Source organism: Bacteroides sp. 43_46 (genome assembly GCF_001915455.1).
Taxonomy (GTDB): Bacteria; Bacteroidota; Bacteroidia; order Bacteroidales; family Bacteroidaceae; genus Bacteroides; species Bacteroides caccae.
Genome location: NZ_MNQN01000108.1, coordinates 1 through 22507, shown reverse-complemented (window position 1 = coordinate 22507; position 22507 = coordinate 1). Strand labels below are relative to the sequence as shown.

Below are 22507 nucleotides of genomic sequence, written 5' to 3'. Positions count from 1 at the left end.
AGAATGAAGCTAAAGTTGGAATTGATGCAAATGACAAAAAAGAATATGGCGGATGTGGTAACTTGTATAGGAGTTGCGGCAATTCTGAGCGTAATAGTTTTTACTATCCCGAATGAGATTCCTATCGGCGAAATGGCATATCAGAAACTATGGTTGGGACGTATGGCTGTTGTTTTTGTCGTTTGCAGTCTGTTGTCTCTTTGCCTGAACAGGAAACAATATCTGTCTTTTCCGGCGATAGTAACATGGGTATTGATTGCATTGGGAGGAATTGAAGCTGCCTGGGGGATGAGACAGATATACGGTCTGGCTGTTTCCAATCATTCCCTGTATGCGCTTACGGGATCTTTCTATAATCCGGGACCTTATTCCGGATATTTGGCGATGATATTTCCGCTTTGTCTGCATGAGTGGTTAAACTTGAAAGAAAGAACGGAACGCACATGGGTAGAACAGGGAAAGTATTATATGGCATTAGGAGTTATGCTGTTGATTTTGTGTGTACTACCTGCCGGAATGAGCCGTTCGGCATGGATGGCTGCCGCAGTTTCGGGTATATGGGTATACGGAATACATGCTTCTTGGGCAACATGGTTAAAAGAGGCGGGGCAGAAATACAAGAAGACAATGATAACAGGTTTGGTGATTGGGGGATTAGTGTTGATAATGATAGGTTATGTCCTTTTTCAGTTGAAAGCAGCTTCTGCCAACGGACGTTTGTTAATGTGGAAAATCAGTTGTCTGGCTATTGCTGAAAGTCCGGTTGTTGGACATGGTGCAGATGGATTTGTTTCTGCTTATGGGAGGGCTCAGGAAGAATATTTTGCAAATGGAGAATATTCGGAGACGGAGGAATTGGTAGCAGGTAGTCCGGAATATGCTTTTAATGAATATCTGCAGGTGGCGGTGGAATATGGAATCCCTTTCTTATTTGTTGTTTTACTAGTTATTGCTTTTTGTTTTTGGAGAGGAATTACCGAAAAACAAATAGGTATTTGTGGTGGGGTGATTTCGGTTTTAGTGTTTGCCTTATCTTCCTATCCGATGCAGATTCCGGGATTTGCAATGACATTCTATTTCTTGTTAGCCGCTTGTGTCATAGGGCGTTCAAAGGTGGCGTTGCTATTCTTTATTTTGATGATAGCTTTGTTAGGAGCATATTACTGGAAGAATAATCAATATAAGGCTTGTAAAGAGTGGTATCGAAGTAAAATGCTTTATAATATTGGCGCTTATCAGGCAGCTAAAGAAGGGTATGAAAAGCTGTATCCGGATTTGAAGACTCGGGGAACTTTCCTTTTTGAATATGGACACTGTTTGCATAAATTGAAAGAATATGATAATTCTACAAGATTGATGCAAGAAGCAATGAAATATACTTGTGATCCGATGGTTCTTAATATTATCGGAAAAAACTATCAGGCAACAGGAGAATACGAAGAGGCGGAAGAGAGTTTGATACGGTCTACTCATCGACTTCCGGGACGGATTTATCCTTATTATCTTTTGGTGAAACTTTATGCGGAATCGGAATATCGGCAGCCTGAGAAGTTGAAATATGCGGCGGAGGTTGTATTAACGAAAGAACCGAAAGTGCAATCGACGGCAGTAAAAGAGATGCGGGCGGAAGTACAGAAATATTTGAAATGAACGCATAGGTTAGGGCGAAATGTAAATGTATACTGTTAAGAATAGTTATGATATTATGTATCTGAGAAAATTATTACTGATAAAAAAATATAGATATTCCAATTATGTTACTTTTGTAGCTAAGTAGAACATAAAATAAAATGCTATGAAAACAAATATCCTTATGAGAAAATACAGTTATATATGGATGCTGCTATGTTGTTTAGCTTATGGTGGAATGACATCTTGCTCTGGCAAGAAAAGTGATGCAGACGAGCAGGATAAAGGTGTTTCTACCGTTCTTCCGGATTCAAAGAATGAAGTCACCGTTCAAATTCTAAAGAGGTGTGATTTTCATCACGAACTAGTCAGTAACGGTAAGGTAAGTGCCCGCGGGCAGGCTGATCTTCGTTTTGAAACGAATGAGGTTATTGCTCATGTCTATGTGAAAAACGGTGATCGTGTTCGTAAGGGGCAGAAGTTGGCCGAGCTGGATAAATTCCGTCTGGAACAGAAATTATCACAGGCGGAAGATGCTTTGTTGAAAGCGGAGCTTGAACTGAAAGATGTACTTATCGGGCAGGGATATACGCCGGATGATTTTAGCAAGGTGCCTGAAGAAACCATGAAACTTGCGAAAGTAAAGAGCGGCTATGAACAGTCGAAGTCCCAGTATGAACTTACGAAAAGAGAAACGGAGCATGCTACACTTGTTGCCCCCTTTGACGGGATAGTAGCTAATCTGTTTTCAAAACCTTATAATCTCGCTAATACGTCCGAGGCATTTTGTACTGTCATTGACACTCGTGGGATGGAAACTGATTTCACCGTGTTGGAGAACGAACTGGCTTTTATTAAAACCGGTGACAAAGTAATGATTACTCCTTATGCCGGCGGAGGTTCTTATGAAGGTAGTGTATCTGAAATCAATCCGCTGGTGGATGCGAACGGAATGGCAAAAGTAAAAGCTGCGGTAAACGGACAGGGGAAGTTGTTTAGCGGCATGAACGTAAGGGTAAGCGTCAAGCGGAGTTTAGGGGAGCAGTTGGTCATTCCTAAAACGGCTGTGGTGCTGCGTTCCGGCAAACAGGTTGTGTTTACCTTAAAAGAAGGCAAGGCAATGTGGAATTATGTACATACGGGATTGGAGAATGCTACGGAATATGTTGTCTCGGATAAATCTCAGGGAGGTGTTGAAGATGGCCTCTTGGAAGGAGATACGGTTATTGTCACCGGGAACTTGAATTTAGCGCATGAAACGGAGGTGACTATAAGCGGTGAATGATTGACTGCAAACGATAAATACAGAGAAAAGCATGATAAAATTTTTAATCCAGCGTCCTATTGCCGTGCTGATGGCTTTCACCGCTTGTTTTATAATCGGGCTGGTGACTTATTCTACACTTCCGATATCTCTGCTTCCGAATATCGCTATTCCGGAGATCACTATACAGGTGTCTGCTGCCAATACATCCGCCCGCGAACTGGAAAATACGATTGTGAAACCTTTGCGCAGCCAGTTGATACAGGTTTCTACATTGAAAGATATTCACAGTGAGTCTAGAGACGGCGCCGGTATTATCCGCTTGTCTTTTGATTTCGGTACTAATACGGACCTGGCCTTTATCGAGGTCAATGAAAAGATAGACGCTGCAATGAACTATCTCCCGAAGGAAACGGAACGTCCGAAAGTCATTAAGGCGAGCGCAACGGATATACCTGTTTTTTACCTGAATCTGACTTTGAAGAATGACAGTGCTTATAGCATTACGGGACAACAGTCCTTTCTGGATCTGTGTGAATTTGCGGAATCGGTCATTAAACGTAGGATAGAGCAGCTTGAAGAAGTGGCTATGGTAGATGTGACCGGATTGGTGGAACGTCAGGTGCAGATTGTGCCCGATGAGGATATGCTCTCCATGTTGGGAATTTCTATTGAGGATATAGAATCGACTCTGGCTGCCAATAATGTGGAACCGGGTAGTATGACGGTACGTGACGGATATTATGAATATAACATAAAGTTTTCCACCCTCCTGCGTACTGCAGAAGATGTAGAAAATATTTATCTGCGTAAAGGAGACCGGATTGTGCAGTTAAAGGATTTCTGCCGGGTGAATATTGTGCCCGTAAAAGAAAAAGGGGTATCTGTATCTAACGGGAAAAGGGCAGTGACGCTGGCTGTTATCAAGCAGGCGGATGAGAATATGGATAAGATGAAGAAATCTCTGGTAGAGACGATGGAGTACTTCCAACGGGTATATCCGGATATTGATTTCAGTATCAGCCGTAATCAGACGGAATTGCTGGACTACACAATTTCGAATCTGCAACAGAATCTGTCTTTAGGTTTTCTCTTTATCTGCCTGGTAGCGGTCTTGTTTCTGGGGGATGTAAAATCTCCGTTGGTTATCGGACTTAGCATGGTGGTTTCTATCGTAATCAGTTTCGTTTTCTTCTATCTGTGCAATATGTCCCTGAATATCATTTCACTCGCCGGATTGATTCTGGCATTGGGTATGATGATTGACAGTTCGATTATTGTAACTGAGAATATATCGCAATACCGGGAACGGGGATATTCGTTGCGCCGTGCCTGTATCACGGGAACAAGCGAAGTGGTGACTCCCATGTTGAGTTCCTCCTTAACGACCATTGCCGTGTTTGCACCGTTGATTTTTATGAGTGGTATTGCCGGAGCTATCTTTTACGATCAGGCTTTTTCAGTTACAGTGGGACTTATGGTTTCTTATTTTACGGGTATCATGTTGCTTCCCGTACTTTATCTGCTGGTCTACCGGACCGGTATTCATACCCGGAAATGGAAGTGGCTTTCCTTTAAATTCAATAACCCGATAAAAGATCATACATTAGATCGTTTTTATGATGCGGGGGTGGACTGGGTATTCAGTCATAAAACGTTCAGTGTTTTGTTCTGTGCTATTTCCATTCCGCTTTGTGTATTTTTCTTTTTCTTTATCGACAAGCAGCGCATGCCCGATATTGAGGAGAATGAATTGATTGCCAGGATTGAGTGGAATGAGAATATTCATGTGGATGAAAACAGGAGGCGTGTGGACGAACTTTTTAAAGAACTGGAAGAACCGGTAGCCGAGCACACGGCGTCCATTGGCAGGCAGGATTTCCTTCTGAACCGTGAAAGGGAGCTTTCTTCTTCCGAGGCTGAACTTTACTTCCGTACGGAGACACCCGAAACTATTTCTCCTTTACAGCAAGAAATTTATCGCAGACTGAAAGAGCGTTATCCGCTTTCCGTCATTTCTTTCTCTCCGCCGGAGACTGTGTTTGAGAAACTCTTTGTCACAGGCGAACCGGATATCATAGCCGAGTTTTATACCCGTAATAAGGCAAAGGCACCGGAAGCGGAAACCATCCGGCGCGTGGAGAAGGACTTGGCACGGAAGACGGGAATCGCCCCTACGGGTATCGCTTTCGAGAATCAACTGAATCTAAGTATTAGCAAAGAGAAACTGTTGCTTTACCGTGTTTCCTATAATGAGCTCTACCGTATCTTGAAAACTGCTTTTCGTGAGAATAGTGTGACAATGTTGCATTCTTACCAACAATATCTTCCGATCAGCGTTGCCGGCAGCGAAAAGACTGTGAATGAAATATTGCAGGAGACGTTGATACAGACTGAACCGGATAATAAAGGAAACATAGAATATATCCCTCTTCGGGAGCTGGTTACGATAGCTCCTGCTGAGGATCTGAAAAGTATTACTTCGGGGCGTAATGGTGAATATGTCCCCTTTAATTTTTATGACGTGCAGAACGGGGACAAGTTGATGCGGGAAGTGAAGCAGGTAGCGGAGGAAACGAAAGAATGGGATACAGGCTTCTCCGGAAGTTTCTTTTCCAACAGGGAGATGTTGGACGAGCTGGTGGTAATCCTGTTTATTTCGTTGTTGCTGATGTACTTTATTCTTGCCTCGCAGTTTGAAAGTTTCCTGCAACCTTTGCTTGTTCTGGCGGAGATACCGATAGATGTGGCCTTTGCGTTATTACTGCTTTGGCTTTGCGGGCATACACTGAATCTGATGTCTGCTATCGGACTTATTGTCACCTGTGGTATTGTAATCAATGACTCTATCCTGAAACTGGACGCTATCAATGAACTGCGCAAAGCGGGTGTTCCGTTGTTGGAGGCTATCCATGAAGCAGGACGCAGGCGTTTGCGCCCGATTATCATGACTTCGCTGACTACTATCTTTGCAATGGTGCCGTTACTGTTTTCATCGGATATGGGTTCGGAATTACAGAAACCATTGTCTATCGCCATGATAGGGACAATGTCGGTCGGTACGGCAGTGAGTCTGTTCATCATACCATTGCTTTACTGGTTTATTTACAGAAAGAAAGAAGAAATAAGTAGCAAGTAATAACGAATAGTTCAAATATGAGAGTTATGAATGGATTATTAAATTTTACCACGGAGGAGACAAAGTTATTCTTTTCAGCAAAGAAAAGGATATGGGCATTTCTCTGTATTCTTGGTGTCCTCTGTGGTGAATCCCTGCTTCATGCACAGAAACGTCTGGTACTGGATTTGAACCGGACAATCGCTCTTGCCAATGACAGTTCATTGGAGTCATTCCGTACACAGAATATGTACTTGTCCGGTTATTGGGAGTACAGGACATATAAGGCAAACCGCCTGCCCAGCCTGACGCTGGATCTTACTCCGGCGCAATATAACCGGGATATTACGAAACGTTACGATTCGGGACAGGATTTGGATGTGTACCGTACGCAACAGTCTTATTATGCTTATGGAGGGTTAAGTGTCCGGCAGAATCTTGACCTGACCGGAGGTACATTTTATCTGGAATCGAATCTTGCCTATATGCGTAATTTCGGGGATAATAGTGCGACACAGCTGACCAGTGTCCCGATAAGGATTGGGTATTCGCAAAGTTTGGTGGGGTATAATCCATTCAAATGGGAACGGAAGATAGAGCCTTTGAAATATGAACGTGTGAAAAAGGAATTTCTTTATAATGTGGAGAAAGTTTCGGAAACGGCAACGAGTTATTTCTTCTCTCTGGCTATGGCACAAGCGGAATATAACCTGGCAAAAGAAAATCTGGCTTCTACGGATACGTTGTACCGCATCGGGCAACAACGGCACCGGATCGCAGCTATCTCGCAAGCCGACCTGTTGACTCTGAAGCTGGATCGGGTGAATGCGCAGAACACATTGCAGAATAAAGCAAGCGATTTGAAGCGGGCTATGTTCTCATTGGCTTCTTTTCTCAATCTGGATAAGAATACGCAGATCGAGCTGGAACTTCCTTCCCGTCCGGGAATGCTGGAGATTCCGATAGATGAGGCTTTGAGGTGGGGAAGGAGCAACAACCCGCAATTGTTGGAATTGAAACAGAATGTGCTGGAAGCGGAGCGTAATGTGGATAAGACTAAAAAGGAGTCGCGCTTTAATGCAAGTGTGAATGCCAGTATCGGTTTTAATCAGGTGGCGGACAATTTCGGGGATGTCTATCATAAGCCCATGCAGCAGGATTTGGTGGCGGTCAGTGTCTCTATTCCGTTGCTGGACTGGGGCGTCCGCAAAGGAAAGTATAATATGGCACGGAATAACTTGAATGTGGTGAAGATTTCGGCACGCCAGGACGAGATAAGTATTGAGGAGGAAGTGATAATGACAGTGAGTGATTTTAATATCCAGCAACAATTGATTGCCAGTGCGGAAGAAGCTTTGGATTTGTCCATACTCGCTTATAATGAGACAAAGCAGCGTTTTATCATCGGCAAAGCGGATATAAACAGCCTGACTCTTTCTCTGAACAGGCAGCAGCAGGCACAGCGTAACTTTATCTCTGCTTTGCAGAATTACTGGTTGAATTATTACAAGATACGACGGCTTACGTTGTTTGATTTTGCTACAAAACTTTCACTTTCGGACAGGTTCGATTTTAACGGAGGCAAGCTGATCAAATGATAATTGCGGCGTTTATTCTCGGTAGTATCTCCATTAAGTCCGTCATAAACAGAGATGCTGTCGCTTATATGACAGAGATTTCTATTTACATAAATAATGGTAATGCAAAATATAAATCTTGAAATAAAAAAGTCCTCGAAGGCTTCCGCTTTCACCCTGATTGTGGCTTTTGTCTGCGTGGCATTGGTCGGGCTGGCGCTTGTGCCGTTGCTTCCGGTCAAACTGAACCCCTCACGGACATTACCCGGCTTCACGGTGCGTTTCAGTATGCCCGGCACTTCGGCACGCGTGGTGGAAATGACAGCTACCAGCAAACTGGAGGCGATGCTTGCCCGCGTGAAAGGGATTCGGGGTATCTATTCTACTTCAGGAAACGGGTGGGGCAGTATCAGCGTGAATCTGGATAAACATGTGGATGTTGCAGTTGCACGTTTTGAAGCGTCCACCATCATTCGTCAGACATGGCCGGAACTGCCGGACGGGGTGAGCTATCCGTATATTCAGATGCAGAGTCCGGGGCAGAACAACCAGGGCCCTTTTATGGCATTTACGATTAATGCGCCTGCTATTCCCATTCTGATACAACAGTATGCGGAAGAACATATAAAGACACGTTTGGCACAACTTCCGGGAATTTATAAGATTAATCTTGGCGGGGCTACTCCAATGGAATGGCGGTTGGAATATGACTCCGAACAGTTACATACGCTTGGGATAAGTACGGATGATATCCGTCAGGCTGTCCGGTTGCATTACCAGAAAGAGTTTCTGGGTACATACGATATGGAACAGGGGAGTTCGGGCAGGCAATGGATCCGTCTGGCGCTGGTTCCCGAATATAATAACCGGGACTTTGATGCGGAACGGATACAGGTGAAGATGAAAGATGGCAAAATCATTGGTCTGAATGAATTGGTAAAAGTTTCCCGTGTGGAGGAACAGCCGCAAAGTTACTACCGAATTAACGGTCTGAACTCTATCTATCTGTCTGTCGTGGCGGAGGAAACGGCCAATCAGTTGGCATTGAGCAAGGAAGTGAAAGCATATATGGATGATATCCGGTTACTTCTTCCGGCGGGATACGAGATTCATACCAGCTATGATGCAACGGAGTTTATTCAGGAAGAACTGGGGAAGATTTATCTGCGAACGGGGGTGACGGTAGCGATTCTGCTTCTGTTTGTGCTATTGATTACTTTTAGTCCGAAGTATTTGTTTCTGATTGTAACCAGTCTGGCAGTTAATGTAGCGATAGCCGTTATCTTCTATTATGCATTCGGACTTGAAATGCAGTTGTATTCTCTGGCAGGTATCACGGTTTCTCTAAATCTGGTGATTGACAATACGATTGTGATGAGCGACCATTATCTGCGGCGTGGAAACCGGAAGGCTTTTATGTCCGTACTGGCGGCTACGTTGACTACAATGGGGGCTTTGGTCATTATCTTTTTCCTCGATGAGAAGATACGCCTGAACTTGCAGGATTTTGCTGCGGTAGTGATTATTAATCTTGGGGTATCACTGCTGGTTGCCCTGTTTTTTGTTCCTTCCCTGATCGACAAAACCGGATTGAAGCGGAGGAAAAAATCTTCGCTTTCAGGTGCGAAGTGGAAGTCGGGAAATATACGTTTCTTTATGTGGATACGTTCTAAAATGCATCGTTTTCCGATATATTTCAGCCGTTTTTACAGTTGGCTAATACGGATTCTTTGCCGGTGGAGGGTGGCGGTCTGCATTTTATTGTTGCTGGCTTTCGGATTACCGGTATTTCTGTTGCCGGAAAAGATGAAGGGGGAAGATAAATGGGCGGAATTTTATAATAAGACACTGGGTGCTTCTACGTATAAAGAGAAGGTAAAACCGGTAGTGGATAAAGCATTGGGAGGAGCTTTAAGACTTTTTGTACAGAAAGTATATGAAGGAAGTTATTTTACGCGTAATGAAGAAGTGGTGCTTCATGCCAATGCCAATTTGCCGAATGGGAGTACGCTGGAGCAGATGAATACGTTGATTAAGCGAATGGAAACTTACTTGAGCGAATTTAAAGAAATCAAGCAGTTCCAGACGTCTGTGGAAAGTGCACGCAGGGCATCTATTCATATTTATTTCACGAAAGAGCACCAAAAGAGCGGTTTCCCGTATACGCTGAAAGCTAATATGATAAACAAGGCACTTCAATTGGGGGGAGGAGATTGGAGTATTTACGGATTGCAGGACCAAGGATTCAGTAATAATGTGCGTGAGAGTGCGGGTTCATTCCGGGTGAAAATGTATGGGTATAATTATGACGAACTGTATGACCGGGCGGAACAACTGAAAGAGAAGTTCTTGTCTCACCGCCGCATCAAGGAAGTGACGATCGGTTCCGACTTCTCGTGGTGGAAGGATGATTATATGGAATTTTATTTCAGTCTGGACAAGCTCCGAATGGCGGAGGAAAATATCGGAGCCGGAAGATTGTTTTCCGCTATTCGACCGATATATGGACGGAATATGGAGATTGGTTCGGTGACGACGGAAGAAGGTACGGAAAAAATAAAATTGTCTTCCCGCCAGTCGGAAGAAAGGGATGTGTGGGCAATGCAGTATTATCCTTTTCCGGCAGGCGGAAAAGAATATAAACTGTCGGAACTGGCAACAGTGGAAAAAGGGCAGATGCCGCAGGAAGTAGCCAAGGAAAATCAGCAGTACCGGCTGTGCCTGCAATATGAGTATATCGGTTCTTCGGAACAGGGGCATAAGCTGTTGAAGAAAGATCTGGAGGAATTTAATGAGATTCTTCCAATGGGATATACTGCCAAATCGGAGGACAATAACTGGTCGTGGGGAGGAAAGGACAATAAGCAATATCGTCTGTTGCTTATTGTGATTGCTATCATTTTCTTTATTACGAGTATTCTGTTCAATTCTTTGAAACAGCCGTTAGCGATTATTTTTGTGATTCCGGTGTCTTATATCGGAGTGTTTCTTACATTCTACTGGTTCAAACTGAATTTTGATCAGGGAGGTTTTGCTTCTTTTGTTCTGCTTTGCGGTATCACAGTAAATGCTAGTATCTATATCCTGAACGAATATAATTCTATTCGTAAACGTTACCCGTGTCTCTCGCCGCTCCGGGCATACGTGAAAGCCTGGAACACGAAAGTGATTCCTATTTTCCTGACGGTGGTTTCCACTATTCTGGGATTTATTCCTTTCATGATAGGTGCGGAGAAAGAAGGTTTCTGGTTTCCGTTGGCGGCAGGTACGATTGGGGGATTGGTTATGTCGGTAATTGGAGTTTTTATTTTCCTGCCGGTATTGACGCTGAAGAAGAAGTGGTTTACGAGGTCTAAAGCAGTGCTTTAGGGATGCTAAAGCGTAGCTTTAGGACGGATAAAGCTACGCTTTTTATTGTTTTACCAATTATTCCCTGCGTTACTGCTATTGATAAGCATTTCTATCCGTTGCTTATATGAATTCGCTCCTTCGGCAATATTTTTTCCTGCATCTGCAGTTCCCATTCCGTAAACGACAATAGGTGTCTGCTACGCCATACCCGAATGAATAGCACTGCCTTGATACGGACGTAGAAGTTCATCGGTTGTGAATCGGTTTCGTCCGCCACTACGATAAGCATCGTATTCGGAGCCGGTGGTCGTTACTATCATTAACGGTTTGCCCGCGACAGCCGGAGTCTTGGACAAGTGAGTGAACACTTCGTCCTGCCATTTTTTTAGTAATGACGGGGCAGACATCCAGTAGAAAGGAAACTGGTAGATAACGGCCGAAGCGTCGGAGATGATTTTACTCCATTCGTCCACATTGAAAGCAATGTCCTCTGACAGTTCGTAAAGGTTGAACACCGCCACTCCTTCAATGTCACTGACAGCATCGATTAATGCTTTGTTTGCCTGTGATCCTTTGATGTTGGGGTGTGCCAGCAGAATCACTACTTTTCTTAAGTCTTTATTCATAATCAGTCAAGTATTTGGGATGAAACAATTACACGTCTTATATAATAAGGTCCAAAAATAAGAAAAAGTTCAATGTATACAATTATATAGGAATATATTTAGCTATGTAAATGACAATTTTTATGTTTCCTTTTATCTATAATATGTTGAAAAACATGAAAATATAAAGGTAGAATACTTTATTTTTAATATTAACAAATATTTACCCAATCAGTTGGGTAATGTCGTATTTTATTTCTTCCTTTACAAAAAATAATGTGTGACATAAGCACAATGAAATAACGACAATACTCATTTTATATGGATAAGCTATTTGCTTACCAACCTATACGAACATGAAAGCATTCACGGTATTTATGCCAGTATATAATACTGAAGCATACTTAAACGAGGCAATTGAAAGTGTCTTAAAACAAGATTATAAAGACTTTGATTTTTTAATCATTGATGATGGGTCGACAGACAAGAGCAAAGAGATTATAATGTCTTACTCTGATCCTCGAATCAAATTCATTAGTGCTCCGCATGATTATATCGCTACTTTGAACCTGGGATTAGAGGTCTCTTCAGGAGAATATATTGCGCATTTCGATTCCGATGATATAATGCCTTCCAATCGTTTGTCAAGCCAATTAGATTTTATACGAGCTTATCCTGAGATAGATGTATGTGGGGGGTATATTGAAATGTTTGGAAATATCAACGAAATGATCACATGGTATCCATTGACGCATAGGGAAATAACTAGTTTTTTCTTGTGGGGTTCTCCGGTTGTGCATGGAACCAGTTGCATAAAGAAGGAATTTATAGATAAAAATAATCTTCGTTATTCCGATGACTATATTTATTGTGAAGATTATAAGTTGTGGGTAGACATAGCCAAAGCTGGTGGAAAATTCGCTAACATACCTCAAACATTACTACAATATAGATGTCATAGAGCACAAGTCAGCACTCAACATCATTCGGAACAGAAAAACGGTTCACTTATTGTAAGGCAGGAGGCAATAGAATGGTTTGTGAGTAAAATAGAACAAAATTCGTCTTTAGGTAGAGAAGTAGTAGAGAAGTTTTTACCTTCATGGAACTTTCTGAATATGCACAATATGTTGACTCCGGAAACATATGTACGAGCTATTTATGAAATTATAGATAAACTACGTGATAGAAAAATCATAAATGTATAAAAGGATGAAAGAACTTAGCATTGTAATTCCTTTTATGAATGAAGGAGAAAATCTGAAGCGGACATTAATAAGTATTATGGAAACTGCAACGTGTCCGATAGATATTATTGCAATCAATGATAATTCTACCGATGATTACCCTTATATGGAATTGGAAAAATCATTCGGCATAAGAATGATAGAGAATGACAAAAGAATAGGGCCGGCAGCATGTCGTGAAATGGGAATATCAGCTATTGAAACTCCCTATTTACTCACGGTAGATGCTCATATGCAATTCTATCAAAATGACTGGTGCAATGCTATAATCAAACAATTGAGAAAAAGAACGAATAGTATTTATTGTTGTCAAACAAGAGTGCTAAACGAAAATTGGGAGATTGAAGCAGGAACACCGTTTGGGGCAAGAATAAACTTCACAGATGATGAAAAACTTTTGGAACCGGAATGGGTTTACGAAGATATCTCTCCCGAATCAGGATTGATTGAAATTCCATGTGTTTTAGGAGCTACTTATTTCACTTCCAAAAGTTATTGGAAATATTTGAGAGGTTTGGAAGGGTTAAAAATGTATGGTAACGAAGAACCTTATATCAGTGTGAAAGCATGGATGGAGGGAGGAGGCTGTTTCTTACTCAAGGAAATTGCCATAGGACATGTGTATCGAAAAGTATTACCGTTCTCAGACGGAATTACTTATAGAATCTACAATAAATTATTGATTGCTGAAACGCTTTTTCCTACTGATTTGAAACAAACAATATATAGTAAAATAGAGAAACTGTCACCCGCTGAATTTAGGGAAGCTAAAGAGTGGTTGATTAAAAACTATACAAGCATAAAAGAACTAAAACAATATTACAAAACTATATTGAACAAGGATATTAATGGCTATATAACTGGTTGCTAAATGGCAATAGCTATGCAACCTATTGTTTAATAATTTAAAATAATAATGTATGAAAGAAAAAGAATTGACGAGTAAAGAACTCCTTGTTCAAAAGTTGGGTATGGAATTCGATGAAGTAGCTCCTATTTTTAGTGAGGAGACACTTACTTCTATGACGATGTCTCATGTGGTCGGTGGGGCAGGTGAAACTAATCCTGGATGTACATTTCCTGGATGTACTGTAAACCCTGGATGTTCATACTCTGGTTGTAGTAATAATACAACTGGTGATGACTGCAAGTCAAATGTAAAGACGTGTGAAACAAAAATTGGTAGTTGCGGTGATGGAAGTAACACGAATATTATGCCATGTAGTGGCCCCTCAACAAAACCAACCAGTAAACCAACGGATTCTCCCACAGATAAACCAACTGCGAAACCTGCCAGTTTATTATAGGGAGAATGAAACAATTATATAACGTATAATTGTTTACATTATTTATAAGTGTAAGCTGATAGAATTTTCGTAATGTCAGCTTATACTTTTACTCATAATCCTTAAGTTATATGAAAAAAAATATATATACTATTTTTTTGCTTTTTCTTTTAGTAGAAGTTTCGTATTCACAAGGAATAGTTCCCACCTATTCTTTTGCTCATGTCACGAAAGATTTTGATTATTATATAAATACTTTGAAGACTAAGCATCCTAATTTATATGCATTCGTTTCGGAAGATTATTTCAACAATGAAGTGGAGCAAGCACGAAGTATGCTTACGGATTCAATGAATGTTGTTGATTTATGGAAAACAATGTTAAGACTTCAGCATTGTTTGGATGGGCATTCCGGTATGGATTATATTGATGTCAGAAGTTCTTTTCCATTATCTTACAAAGATGCTTCTTTCTTATATCCTGACAGTGTCACTGATAATGAGATATTTATGAATGGTATGAAAGTGTTATCAATCAATGGGTTGGAAGCTCAAAAGATTATTCACGAACTATATAAATGCATAAATGCGGAAGAAAATCCAAAGTTACGGTTATGTAATCTAAGGAGACGTTTCCCTTCCTTGACATATTCTGTATTAAAATTGGCTCCTCCTTATACAGTTGTATATCAAGGAAAAAATGGAGAGGAAATAGTAAAAACTGAAATGGGTATCTCAGACCGTTACACGGATTATGGTAAAGTTTTCACTGACATTCCATTAGACTATAAATTTTATCCTGAAGAATCAATTGCATATCTCGAAGTTAACTCATTCAGTTTACCTGATTTGGCTGAAGACGGTTTAATTGAGACATTTCAAAAAACACTTGACACTCTTTTTGTAGAAAAAAAAATTAATGATTATAAATATCTATTTATTGATATTTCGAAGAATACTGGGGGAGGAGATTGGCCTGTTCTTGCTTTGTTTAATAAGTTGCAGCATGACAGTGTTGCAATTCCTGTGGTTTTTGATAAAAATACGGCTCATTGTACTTATCCTCACGTGGCAACAGGTTATAGTGGTAATGTGTTTGTAATAGCTGGGCATTGGACATATTCGGCTGCATATTTTTTCTATGTATTAATGAAAAGATCTCGTAGAGGAATATTTGTAGGAGAACCTCCCGGACATTATAATCAGGTTTATTCGCCATTAATCCGATATAAATTGCCGAATACTAATTTGCCCTTTATTTGTGCCAAAAGTGCTCATATATATTTTGAAGATGTTACGCCGGATATACCATGGAGTATAGATTGTTTCCATGAGACGTTTACACTGGATGATCTTAAAAAAATGATAGAATTGTATAACCAAAAATATTAGATGATATGTATCAATTAAGCTTTTATAATTATTATGTTAACAACGGAGATCGGACAATTTATTTCAATAGCATTTCCGGTCAAATTTTCTCTGTATCAGAACAAGAAAATCAGTTTCTTCAGAATCAATTCAATGATCTTATTTCTTTTGAATTAGAATATAATTCTATGTTCAAGAAGTTTGTAGATTGGGAATTTATCACTGATACAGAAAGGGATCAGAAAGATGTTATTCGGCTCATAAATCACAAGAAAGTTTTTTTGGATAAGACCTATCGTTTGGTCCTTAATCCTACATTAGAATGTAATTTCAGGTGTTGGTATTGCTACGAAGATCATGTGACAGGAAAAATGTCTGAAGAGACTATGGAAAAAATTAAAAAGCATGTAAAATTGATGATTAAAGAAGAAAGGATCAGTGGTTTGTTCCTTGATTGGTTTGGAGGTGAACCTTTATTGTATTTTGACGAGATTATTGTTCCTTTATCTGAACAGCTTCGTGATATAATGACAGAAAATGGATTGTCTTTTTTCACTCAAGCAACAACAAATGGTTCATTGATAACAGAAGAAAGGGCTAAAAAAATGAATGAATTGGGTATGAAGCATTTCCAGATAACATTAGATGGCGATGAAAAAAGACATAATCGAATACGCAATATGAACGGAGCACCATCTTACAAGCAAATACTTCAAGGTATTTATTGTCTATGTGAAAATATTCCCGATGTAAATATTACGTTACGAATAAACTATGACACCCAGACATTGGAGAAAAGTAATATGAAAGAGGTGTTTGAAATGATTCCAATTAAATATCGTTATAAAATAAATCCAAGTTTCCATCGTGTATGGCAAACTGAAAGTAAAAGAAACGAGGAAGGTAATAATCTTAATAAATTGGCTATATTTGATTATTGCAAAGAGTTGGGATATGATGTAGAGAGCCCTACTAGTTATTTATCAGTTTTGAAAGGACATACATGTTATGTAGATCGTTATTATCATACGGAAATCAATTTTGACGGGAAAATATATAAATGCACGGCAAGGGCATATTCTGATGAGTATGTGTTGGGAGAACTGCAAGATGATGGACATATATTTTGGAAGCAAGAGAAAATGAGGAAAATGTATGCTAAGGCAACGTTTGAAAATGAAATGTGTTTAGCTTGCAAACATATGCCTTTGTGCACAGGACCTTGTTCCCAAAAACTTTTAGAAACTCCCAAAGAACTGCTACATACTATATGCCCATTAACCACAGCTGATGTTAATGTAGATACATTTATTCGAAATCTGTATGATAAAAAAATGAAATCGCTACAAGCTACAGAATCACTAAGTTAATAAAATCACTTAATTAAAAGGACTTATATGGCTTTTCCTTTTTATCATCAACACGACTCTATGGATTGCGGTCCGGCTTGTCTGCAAATGATTGCTAAGTTTTACGGTAAAATGCATTCTCTACAAACTTTAAGGGAGTATTGCTATGCAAACCGTAACGGAGTCACTTTACTTGGCATTAGTGATGCGGCAGAACGTATTGGTTTTCGTGCGATGGGCATCAAAACTGACTTTTCCAAGTTGGCAAATAAGGTAATCTTGCCTTGTATTGTACATTGGAAGCAAGATCATTTTATAGTGGTATATAAAATAAAAGTTCATAAGTCAGGAAATAGTCCTAAGGCTACAATATATGTAGCCGATCCGGCATTTGGATGTTTGAAGTATAGCATCGAAGAATTTTGTGAAGGGTGGCTTAGCTCTGTTGAAAAAGGAAAAGAGAAGGGCATGGTTTTAATGCTGACGCCCTCTATTCATTTTTATGACAAAGGCATTAATGATGAAACTAAAAAGCAGAGTATTTTATTCTTCTTAAATTACCTTCGTCCTCACAAAAAGATGTTTGTGCAGATTGTAATGGGAATGCTGTTGGGGCTAGTGTTCCAATTGATATTTCCATTCTTGACACAGTCGATGATAGATGTGGGTGTATTAAATAACAATTTGAATTTTATTATTCTAATATTAGTCACGCAATTAATATTATCGACTAGCCAATTGTCTGTCGGTTTCATACAAAGCTGGATATTTACACATATCAATACGCGAATTAACGTTGCGCTAATCTCTGATTTTATTTTTAAATTACTGAAACTGCCTATTCGTTTTTTTGATTCAAAAAAAACCGGAGATATCATGCAGCGCATTGGAGATCATTCGCGTATTGAAAGTTTTCTCACAAGTTCCTCACTTGCAACTTTCTTTTCATTATTCAATTTTATTGTGTTTAGCATTATACTTGCTATTTACAATATGCAAATTCTTGTCATCTTTGTGATAGGACATTCTATTTATATGGGCTGGATATTCCTTTTTTTAAGAGTGCGTAGGCAATTGGACTTTAAGCGTTTTGAGAAAGCTGCCAAGAATCAAAGTAACATTATCCAGTTGATAGAAGGTGCACAGGAAATAAAATTGAATAATTGCGAAAATAAAGTTCGTTGTAAGTGGGAGAAAATACAAGCTGAACTTTTCGAAGTCACAGTAAAAGGAGTGTCTATTGATCAGGTACAAAGTGGAGGAGCTTTTTTTATTTCTCAAACATTAAACATTATCTTATCCGTTATAGCAGCGAAAGAAGTTATTGAAGGACGAATGACGCTTGGTATGATGATGTCTCTCTCCTATATAATAGGCCAACTAAGAGCTCCTATCGAAAATATGATAGGATTTATACATGCTTATCAAGATGCAAAAATTAGTTTGGAACGTTTAGGAGAGGTTCATTTTCAAGCTAATGAAGACCAGATAACTGAAAATGATATAACAGAATTGGAGACGAAAGACCATAATATAAGAATCGAAGGACTTAACTTCAGTTATTTAGGCTCGAAATTAACTCCCGTTCTATCGGATATAAATTTGGTAATTCCTCAGAATAAAGTGACTGCGATTGTGGGGGCTAGTGGGAGTGGTAAGACAACATTAATTAAATTGTTAATGGGAAATTATCTTCCGGATAAAGGTCGTGTTAAAATCGGACATTTGGATCTTACCCATATCAATCCTCGTTTTTGGCGGTCGAAATGTGGTATTGTTATGCAAGAAGGATATTTGTTTTCAGAATCTGTGGCTGAGAATATAGCTATTGGGGATGACGATATAGACAAAGAAAGATTGTACAATGCCGCGACTATTGCGAATATTCATGATTTTATAGAGGAACTGCCTTCCGGCTATAATACGGTAATAGGTAAAGAAGGCAGCGGAATTAGCCAGGGACAAAAGCAACGCATTCTAATTGCACGTGCCGTTTATAAAAGTCCAGATTTCATATTCTTCGATGAAGCAACTAATTCACTGGATGCAAATAATGAGTCTGAAATTATGCGAAACCTGGAACGCTTCTTTGAGGGAAGAACTGTGGTGGTAGTTGCGCATCGATTGAGCACCGTACAAAATGCCGATCAAATTGTAGTGTTAGATAAAGGTAAGATTGTAGAAACAGGAAATCATCAAGAATTGCTTAATCAAAAAGGATACTATTATACATTAGTAAAGAACCAACTAAATCTATCGGAATAATGGAAAGAAATGAAAATAACATAGAACTTCGGACTTCTGAGATTGATGCTATACTAGGAAAGTCTCCCAATTGGATCATGCGAACCGGTATTGGTATTATTTGCATTAGTGTATTGATATTATTAGTCGGGAGTGTGTTTTTCTATTATCCGGAAACAATTAGTTGCAGTATAAATATAACCACAAATTTGCCTCCCTCTCATTTAATCAATAAAGGTGGGGGACTTATTGAAAAGATGTATGTAGAAAAAAACAATATTGTAAAGAAAGACCAAATTCTTGCCGTAATAAAGAACTCTGCTAATGTGGATGATGTATTATGGTTGAAATTGGTGATGGACTCCATAAGTACAGAACAATATAAAAACAAAGTAAACATTTTTGCAAGTAAAAAAAATCTAGAACTTGGCGATTTAACAAACTCCTTTTCAGAACTCCAAAAAGCAATTGAAGCCTATGACATTTTTTGTAGGCTCAAGACTTTTGAAAAGAAACAGCAAGCATTACTGAAAGAAATACAGCATACTAACTCGTATGAACAGTCTTTACTTAAAAAATATGAACTTGAAAATGCCAATTGTGATATTGCGGCGCAAGCTTTTACGCGAGACAGTACTTTATTTGTTGGTAACGCCGCTACTATGATTGAATACGAACAAGCGAAAAGTCTATTAATACAAAAAAAAGTCACATTGATGACTAATAAAGTAGAGATAGAGAATATCAGAATACAGAAAAGCCAATTAGCACACGCATTAATTGAGAATACTGACCAGTTGATTGAGAAAGAGAAATTATTAATTAAAGATATGGAAATTGCTTTCAAGAACATGCGTACTGAGCTAAATCAGTGGATTCAAACTTTTGCTATAGTGGCTCCTTACGATGGCAAAGCGTCTTTTTCAAAATATTGGTCAATAGGGCAATATGTAACACCAGGCGAAGAAGTAATGACTATTATTCCTGTAGAAAATCAGTTAGTTGGCAAATTATTACTGCCGACAGCAAAATCCGGTAAAGTTAAAATAGGGCAGAAAGTCAATATTAAGTTAGATAGCTATCCATATATAGAATTCGGTGTTGTGCAAGGAACTGTACAAGCTATATCTATGATGCCATATGAGAAGAATTATTTAGTTGATGTAACTTTGCCAAATGGACTATATACTAATTATGGTAAAAATTTACAGTTTAGTCAAGAAATGCCGGGGACAGCGGAAATAATTACTGAAGATGTGACTTTATTCGACCGAATATATAATCCTATACGATCTGTATTAGTAAATATTAAGAAGTAAGAAGATAAAAACTGTTTGAAATTATTTTGTACTTACTCATTTCAGTAGAGAAATGAGCTATATATTACATAATAAAAAAATATCTATCATTACTATCATTCATTTTAATAATTTTCTCATTATCAATATTGTATCTATGATAGATAACTTATAAGAAAGGTATATATCATACTTTTACTGCAAAAATAGGGTATCTCTCATCAATAACACAGCGGGATAAAGGTAAAATAGGTGTAAGATAGCTTGTTTTTTCTGCAATGAACCCGTATAAACCTAGCTATCATGGCCCAATAATCCAATTTTAATGACGCTTATTCTATAGCCCACGTATGTGTGATGTACAGCCTGCATACGTGTGATGTACGGTTTACAGACGTGGGCCATACAGCCCGCATATGTGTGCTATAAAAAGACCACTTTTCCAAATGGGTTATTAAGCTGTCGAATACGGGTTATTATCCTATAAAGTATACATATTTATACCTTTTAAAGGGGAATTTTGCTTGGTACTACGCTAAAATAGATGTAGCATTAATATGATAGATACACATTTTTTGTAATAAAAGCATGATAGATATCTTTTTTATAAGTTATCTATCATGCATATAATACTGATAATAAGAAAACTATAAAAATAAATGATAGTATGATAGATATTTTTTTGCTATGTAATATTTAGTTTAGAACTGTATCACGAATGAATGTACGCCGTCACGCCCAATACGCAAAATAAATATCTTAATTAAAAATAAAACAATCTCTCTTTGTTCTTGAATTTGTATTTTTGCAGCCACGTCCATAAGGCGTTATTTTAAGATAATACAATAGATTATGATAGATTTTACCCAGTTTCCTTCTCCCTGCTACATCATGGAAGAAGAACTTTTAAGAAAGAACTTGAGTTTGATAAAAAGCGTAGCCGACAGGGCGGGAGTGGAGATTATTCTTGCTTTCAAGTCGTTTGCTATGTGGCGCTCTTTCCCTATATTCCGTGAATACATAGACCATTCTACAGCAAGCTCGGTCTATGAGGCACGTTTGGCGCTGGAAGAGTTCGGAAGTAAGGCACATACTTATTCACCTGCATATACAGAACAGGATTTCCCGGAAATCATGCGTTGCAGTAGCCATATTACTTTTAATTCTATGGCACAGTTCGAACGTTTCTATCCGATGACCGTAGCAAAAGGAGGTGGTATCTCTTGTGGTATCCGTGTGAACCCTGAATATTCGGAGGTAGAAACGGAACTTTACAATCCTTGCGCTCCCGGTACGCGTTTCGGAATTACTGCCGATTTATTGCCGGATACGTTGCCACAAGGTATCGAAGGCTTTCATTGCCATTGCCATTGCGAGTCTTCTTCTTTTGAGTTGGAACGAACGTTGGAACATCTCGAAGAAAAGTTTTCCCGTTGGTTTCCGCAACTGAAATGGTTGAATCTGGGCGGCGGACATCTGATGACACGTAAAGATTATGATACGGAACATCTGATACAATTATTGCAGGGACTGAAAGCCCGTTATCCTCATTTACGTATTATTCTTGAACCCGGTTCGGCCTTTACCTGGCAGACGGGTGTGCTGACTTCTGAAGTCGTGGATATTGTAGAAAGCCGTGGTATTAAAACTGCCATATTGAATGTCAGCTTCACCTGCCACATGCCCGACTGTCTGGAAATGCCTTATCAGCCTGCCGTTCGCGGTGCGGAAATGGGAAATGAAGGAAAATATATTTATCGTTTAGGAGGAAACTCCTGTTTGAGCGGTGACTATATGGGGCTGTGGAGTTTCGATCATGAACTGCAAATCGGAGAACGGATCGTGTTTGAAGATATGATTCATTACACCATGGTAAAGACGAATATGTTTAACGGAATTCATCATCCTGCCATTGCTTTGTGGACGAAAGAAGGGAAGGCTGAAATATACAAGCAATTTTCTTATGAAGATTATCGTGACCGAATGAGTTGATAATCAAAAAGATTGTTTGGCGGTGGAGGCAAAGTGCAGAGATTTCTGTGAAAAAAAGTGTGCAGAATGTTTGCAGGTTTACGGAAAATCCCTACCTTTGCAACCGCAAACGAAAAAATGCGGAAATAGCTCAGTTGGTAGAGCATAACCTTGCCAAGGTTAGGGTCGCGAGTTCGA

The 22507-nt window shown here is 39.4% G+C and carries 13 protein-coding genes and 1 pseudogene; 13 read left to right on the top strand and 1 reads right to left on the bottom strand.

Annotated features, from left to right (window positions below; all coding sequences use genetic code 11):
* Positions 1 to 24 precede the first annotated feature (24 nt).
* From BHV72_RS10170 to BHV72_RS10150, 5 genes are all read left to right on the top strand, one after another.
* Positions 25 to 1650, top strand: coding sequence for an O-antigen ligase family protein (locus BHV72_RS10170; protein ID WP_373181138.1), 1626 nt, complete (start codon positions 25 to 27; stop codon positions 1648 to 1650).
* Positions 1651 to 1813: 163 nt separating this feature from the next.
* A complete protein-coding gene (locus BHV72_RS10165) occupies positions 1814 to 2914 on the top strand; it encodes an efflux RND transporter periplasmic adaptor subunit (RefSeq protein WP_286855719.1) in 1101 nt (366 codons plus the stop codon).
* 31 nt (positions 2915 to 2945) lie between these two features.
* On the top strand, positions 2946 to 6032 hold the full coding sequence (locus BHV72_RS10160; RefSeq protein ID WP_005676133.1) for an efflux RND transporter permease subunit: 3087 nt from the start codon (positions 2946 to 2948) through the stop codon (positions 6030 to 6032).
* Between the two features lie 17 nt (positions 6033 to 6049).
* Entirely contained in the window at positions 6050 to 7609 is a 1560-nt protein-coding gene (locus tag BHV72_RS10155) for a TolC family protein (RefSeq protein ID WP_022043296.1), read from the top strand.
* Positions 7610 to 7711: 102 nt separating this feature from the next.
* The gene (locus BHV72_RS10150) at positions 7712 to 10957 is read left to right on the top strand and encodes an efflux RND transporter permease subunit (RefSeq protein ID WP_286855716.1); all 3246 of its coding nucleotides are present in this window, start codon (positions 7712 to 7714) and stop codon (positions 10955 to 10957) included.
* 50 nt (positions 10958 to 11007) lie between these two features.
* Here the strand turns inward: BHV72_RS10150 and BHV72_RS10145 are convergent.
* Positions 11008 to 11565 (bottom strand): annotated as a pseudogene (locus BHV72_RS10145) (NAD(P)H-dependent oxidoreductase).
* Positions 11566 to 11900: 335 nt separating this feature from the next.
* Here BHV72_RS10145 and BHV72_RS10140 point away from each other — a divergent pair.
* The 8 genes from BHV72_RS10140 (at position 11901) to nspC (ending at position 22330) form a co-directional block, all read left to right on the top strand.
* Positions 11901 to 12752 (top strand): glycosyltransferase family 2 protein, encoded by an 852-nt coding sequence (locus tag BHV72_RS10140; RefSeq protein ID WP_122134559.1) that lies wholly within the window; start codon positions 11901 to 11903, stop codon positions 12750 to 12752.
* A gap of 4 nt (positions 12753 to 12756) precedes the next feature.
* On the top strand, positions 12757 to 13662 hold the full coding sequence (locus BHV72_RS10135) for a glycosyltransferase (protein WP_178666650.1): 906 nt from the start codon (positions 12757 to 12759) through the stop codon (positions 13660 to 13662).
* Positions 13663 to 13711: 49 nt separating this feature from the next.
* The gene (locus tag BHV72_RS10130) at positions 13712 to 14098 is read left to right on the top strand and encodes a hypothetical protein (protein ID WP_122134557.1); all 387 of its coding nucleotides are present in this window, start codon (positions 13712 to 13714) and stop codon (positions 14096 to 14098) included.
* 110 nt (positions 14099 to 14208) lie between these two features.
* Positions 14209 to 15468, top strand: coding sequence for a S41 family peptidase (locus BHV72_RS10125; RefSeq protein ID WP_122134556.1), 1260 nt, complete (start codon positions 14209 to 14211; stop codon positions 15466 to 15468).
* Positions 15469 to 15473: 5 nt separating this feature from the next.
* Positions 15474 to 16817, top strand: a complete 1344-nt coding sequence (locus tag BHV72_RS10120; protein WP_122364790.1) for a radical SAM/SPASM domain-containing protein — start codon at positions 15474 to 15476, stop codon at positions 16815 to 16817.
* A 27-nt stretch (positions 16818 to 16844) separates the two neighbouring features.
* Complete coding sequence (locus BHV72_RS10115) at positions 16845 to 19061, top strand: peptidase domain-containing ABC transporter (RefSeq protein ID WP_286855711.1); 2217 nt, start codon at positions 16845 to 16847, stop codon at positions 19059 to 19061.
* Positions 19061 to 20359 (top strand): HlyD family secretion protein, encoded by a 1299-nt coding sequence (locus tag BHV72_RS10110; RefSeq protein ID WP_122364789.1) that lies wholly within the window; start codon positions 19061 to 19063, stop codon positions 20357 to 20359. The genes BHV72_RS10115 and BHV72_RS10110 overlap by 1 nt, the downstream gene beginning before the upstream one ends.
* Before the next feature lie 831 nt (positions 20360 to 21190).
* Positions 21191 to 22330 (top strand): carboxynorspermidine decarboxylase, encoded by a 1140-nt coding sequence (gene nspC / locus BHV72_RS10105; RefSeq protein ID WP_286855707.1) that lies wholly within the window; start codon positions 21191 to 21193, stop codon positions 22328 to 22330.
* Positions 22331 to 22507 lie beyond the last annotated feature (177 nt).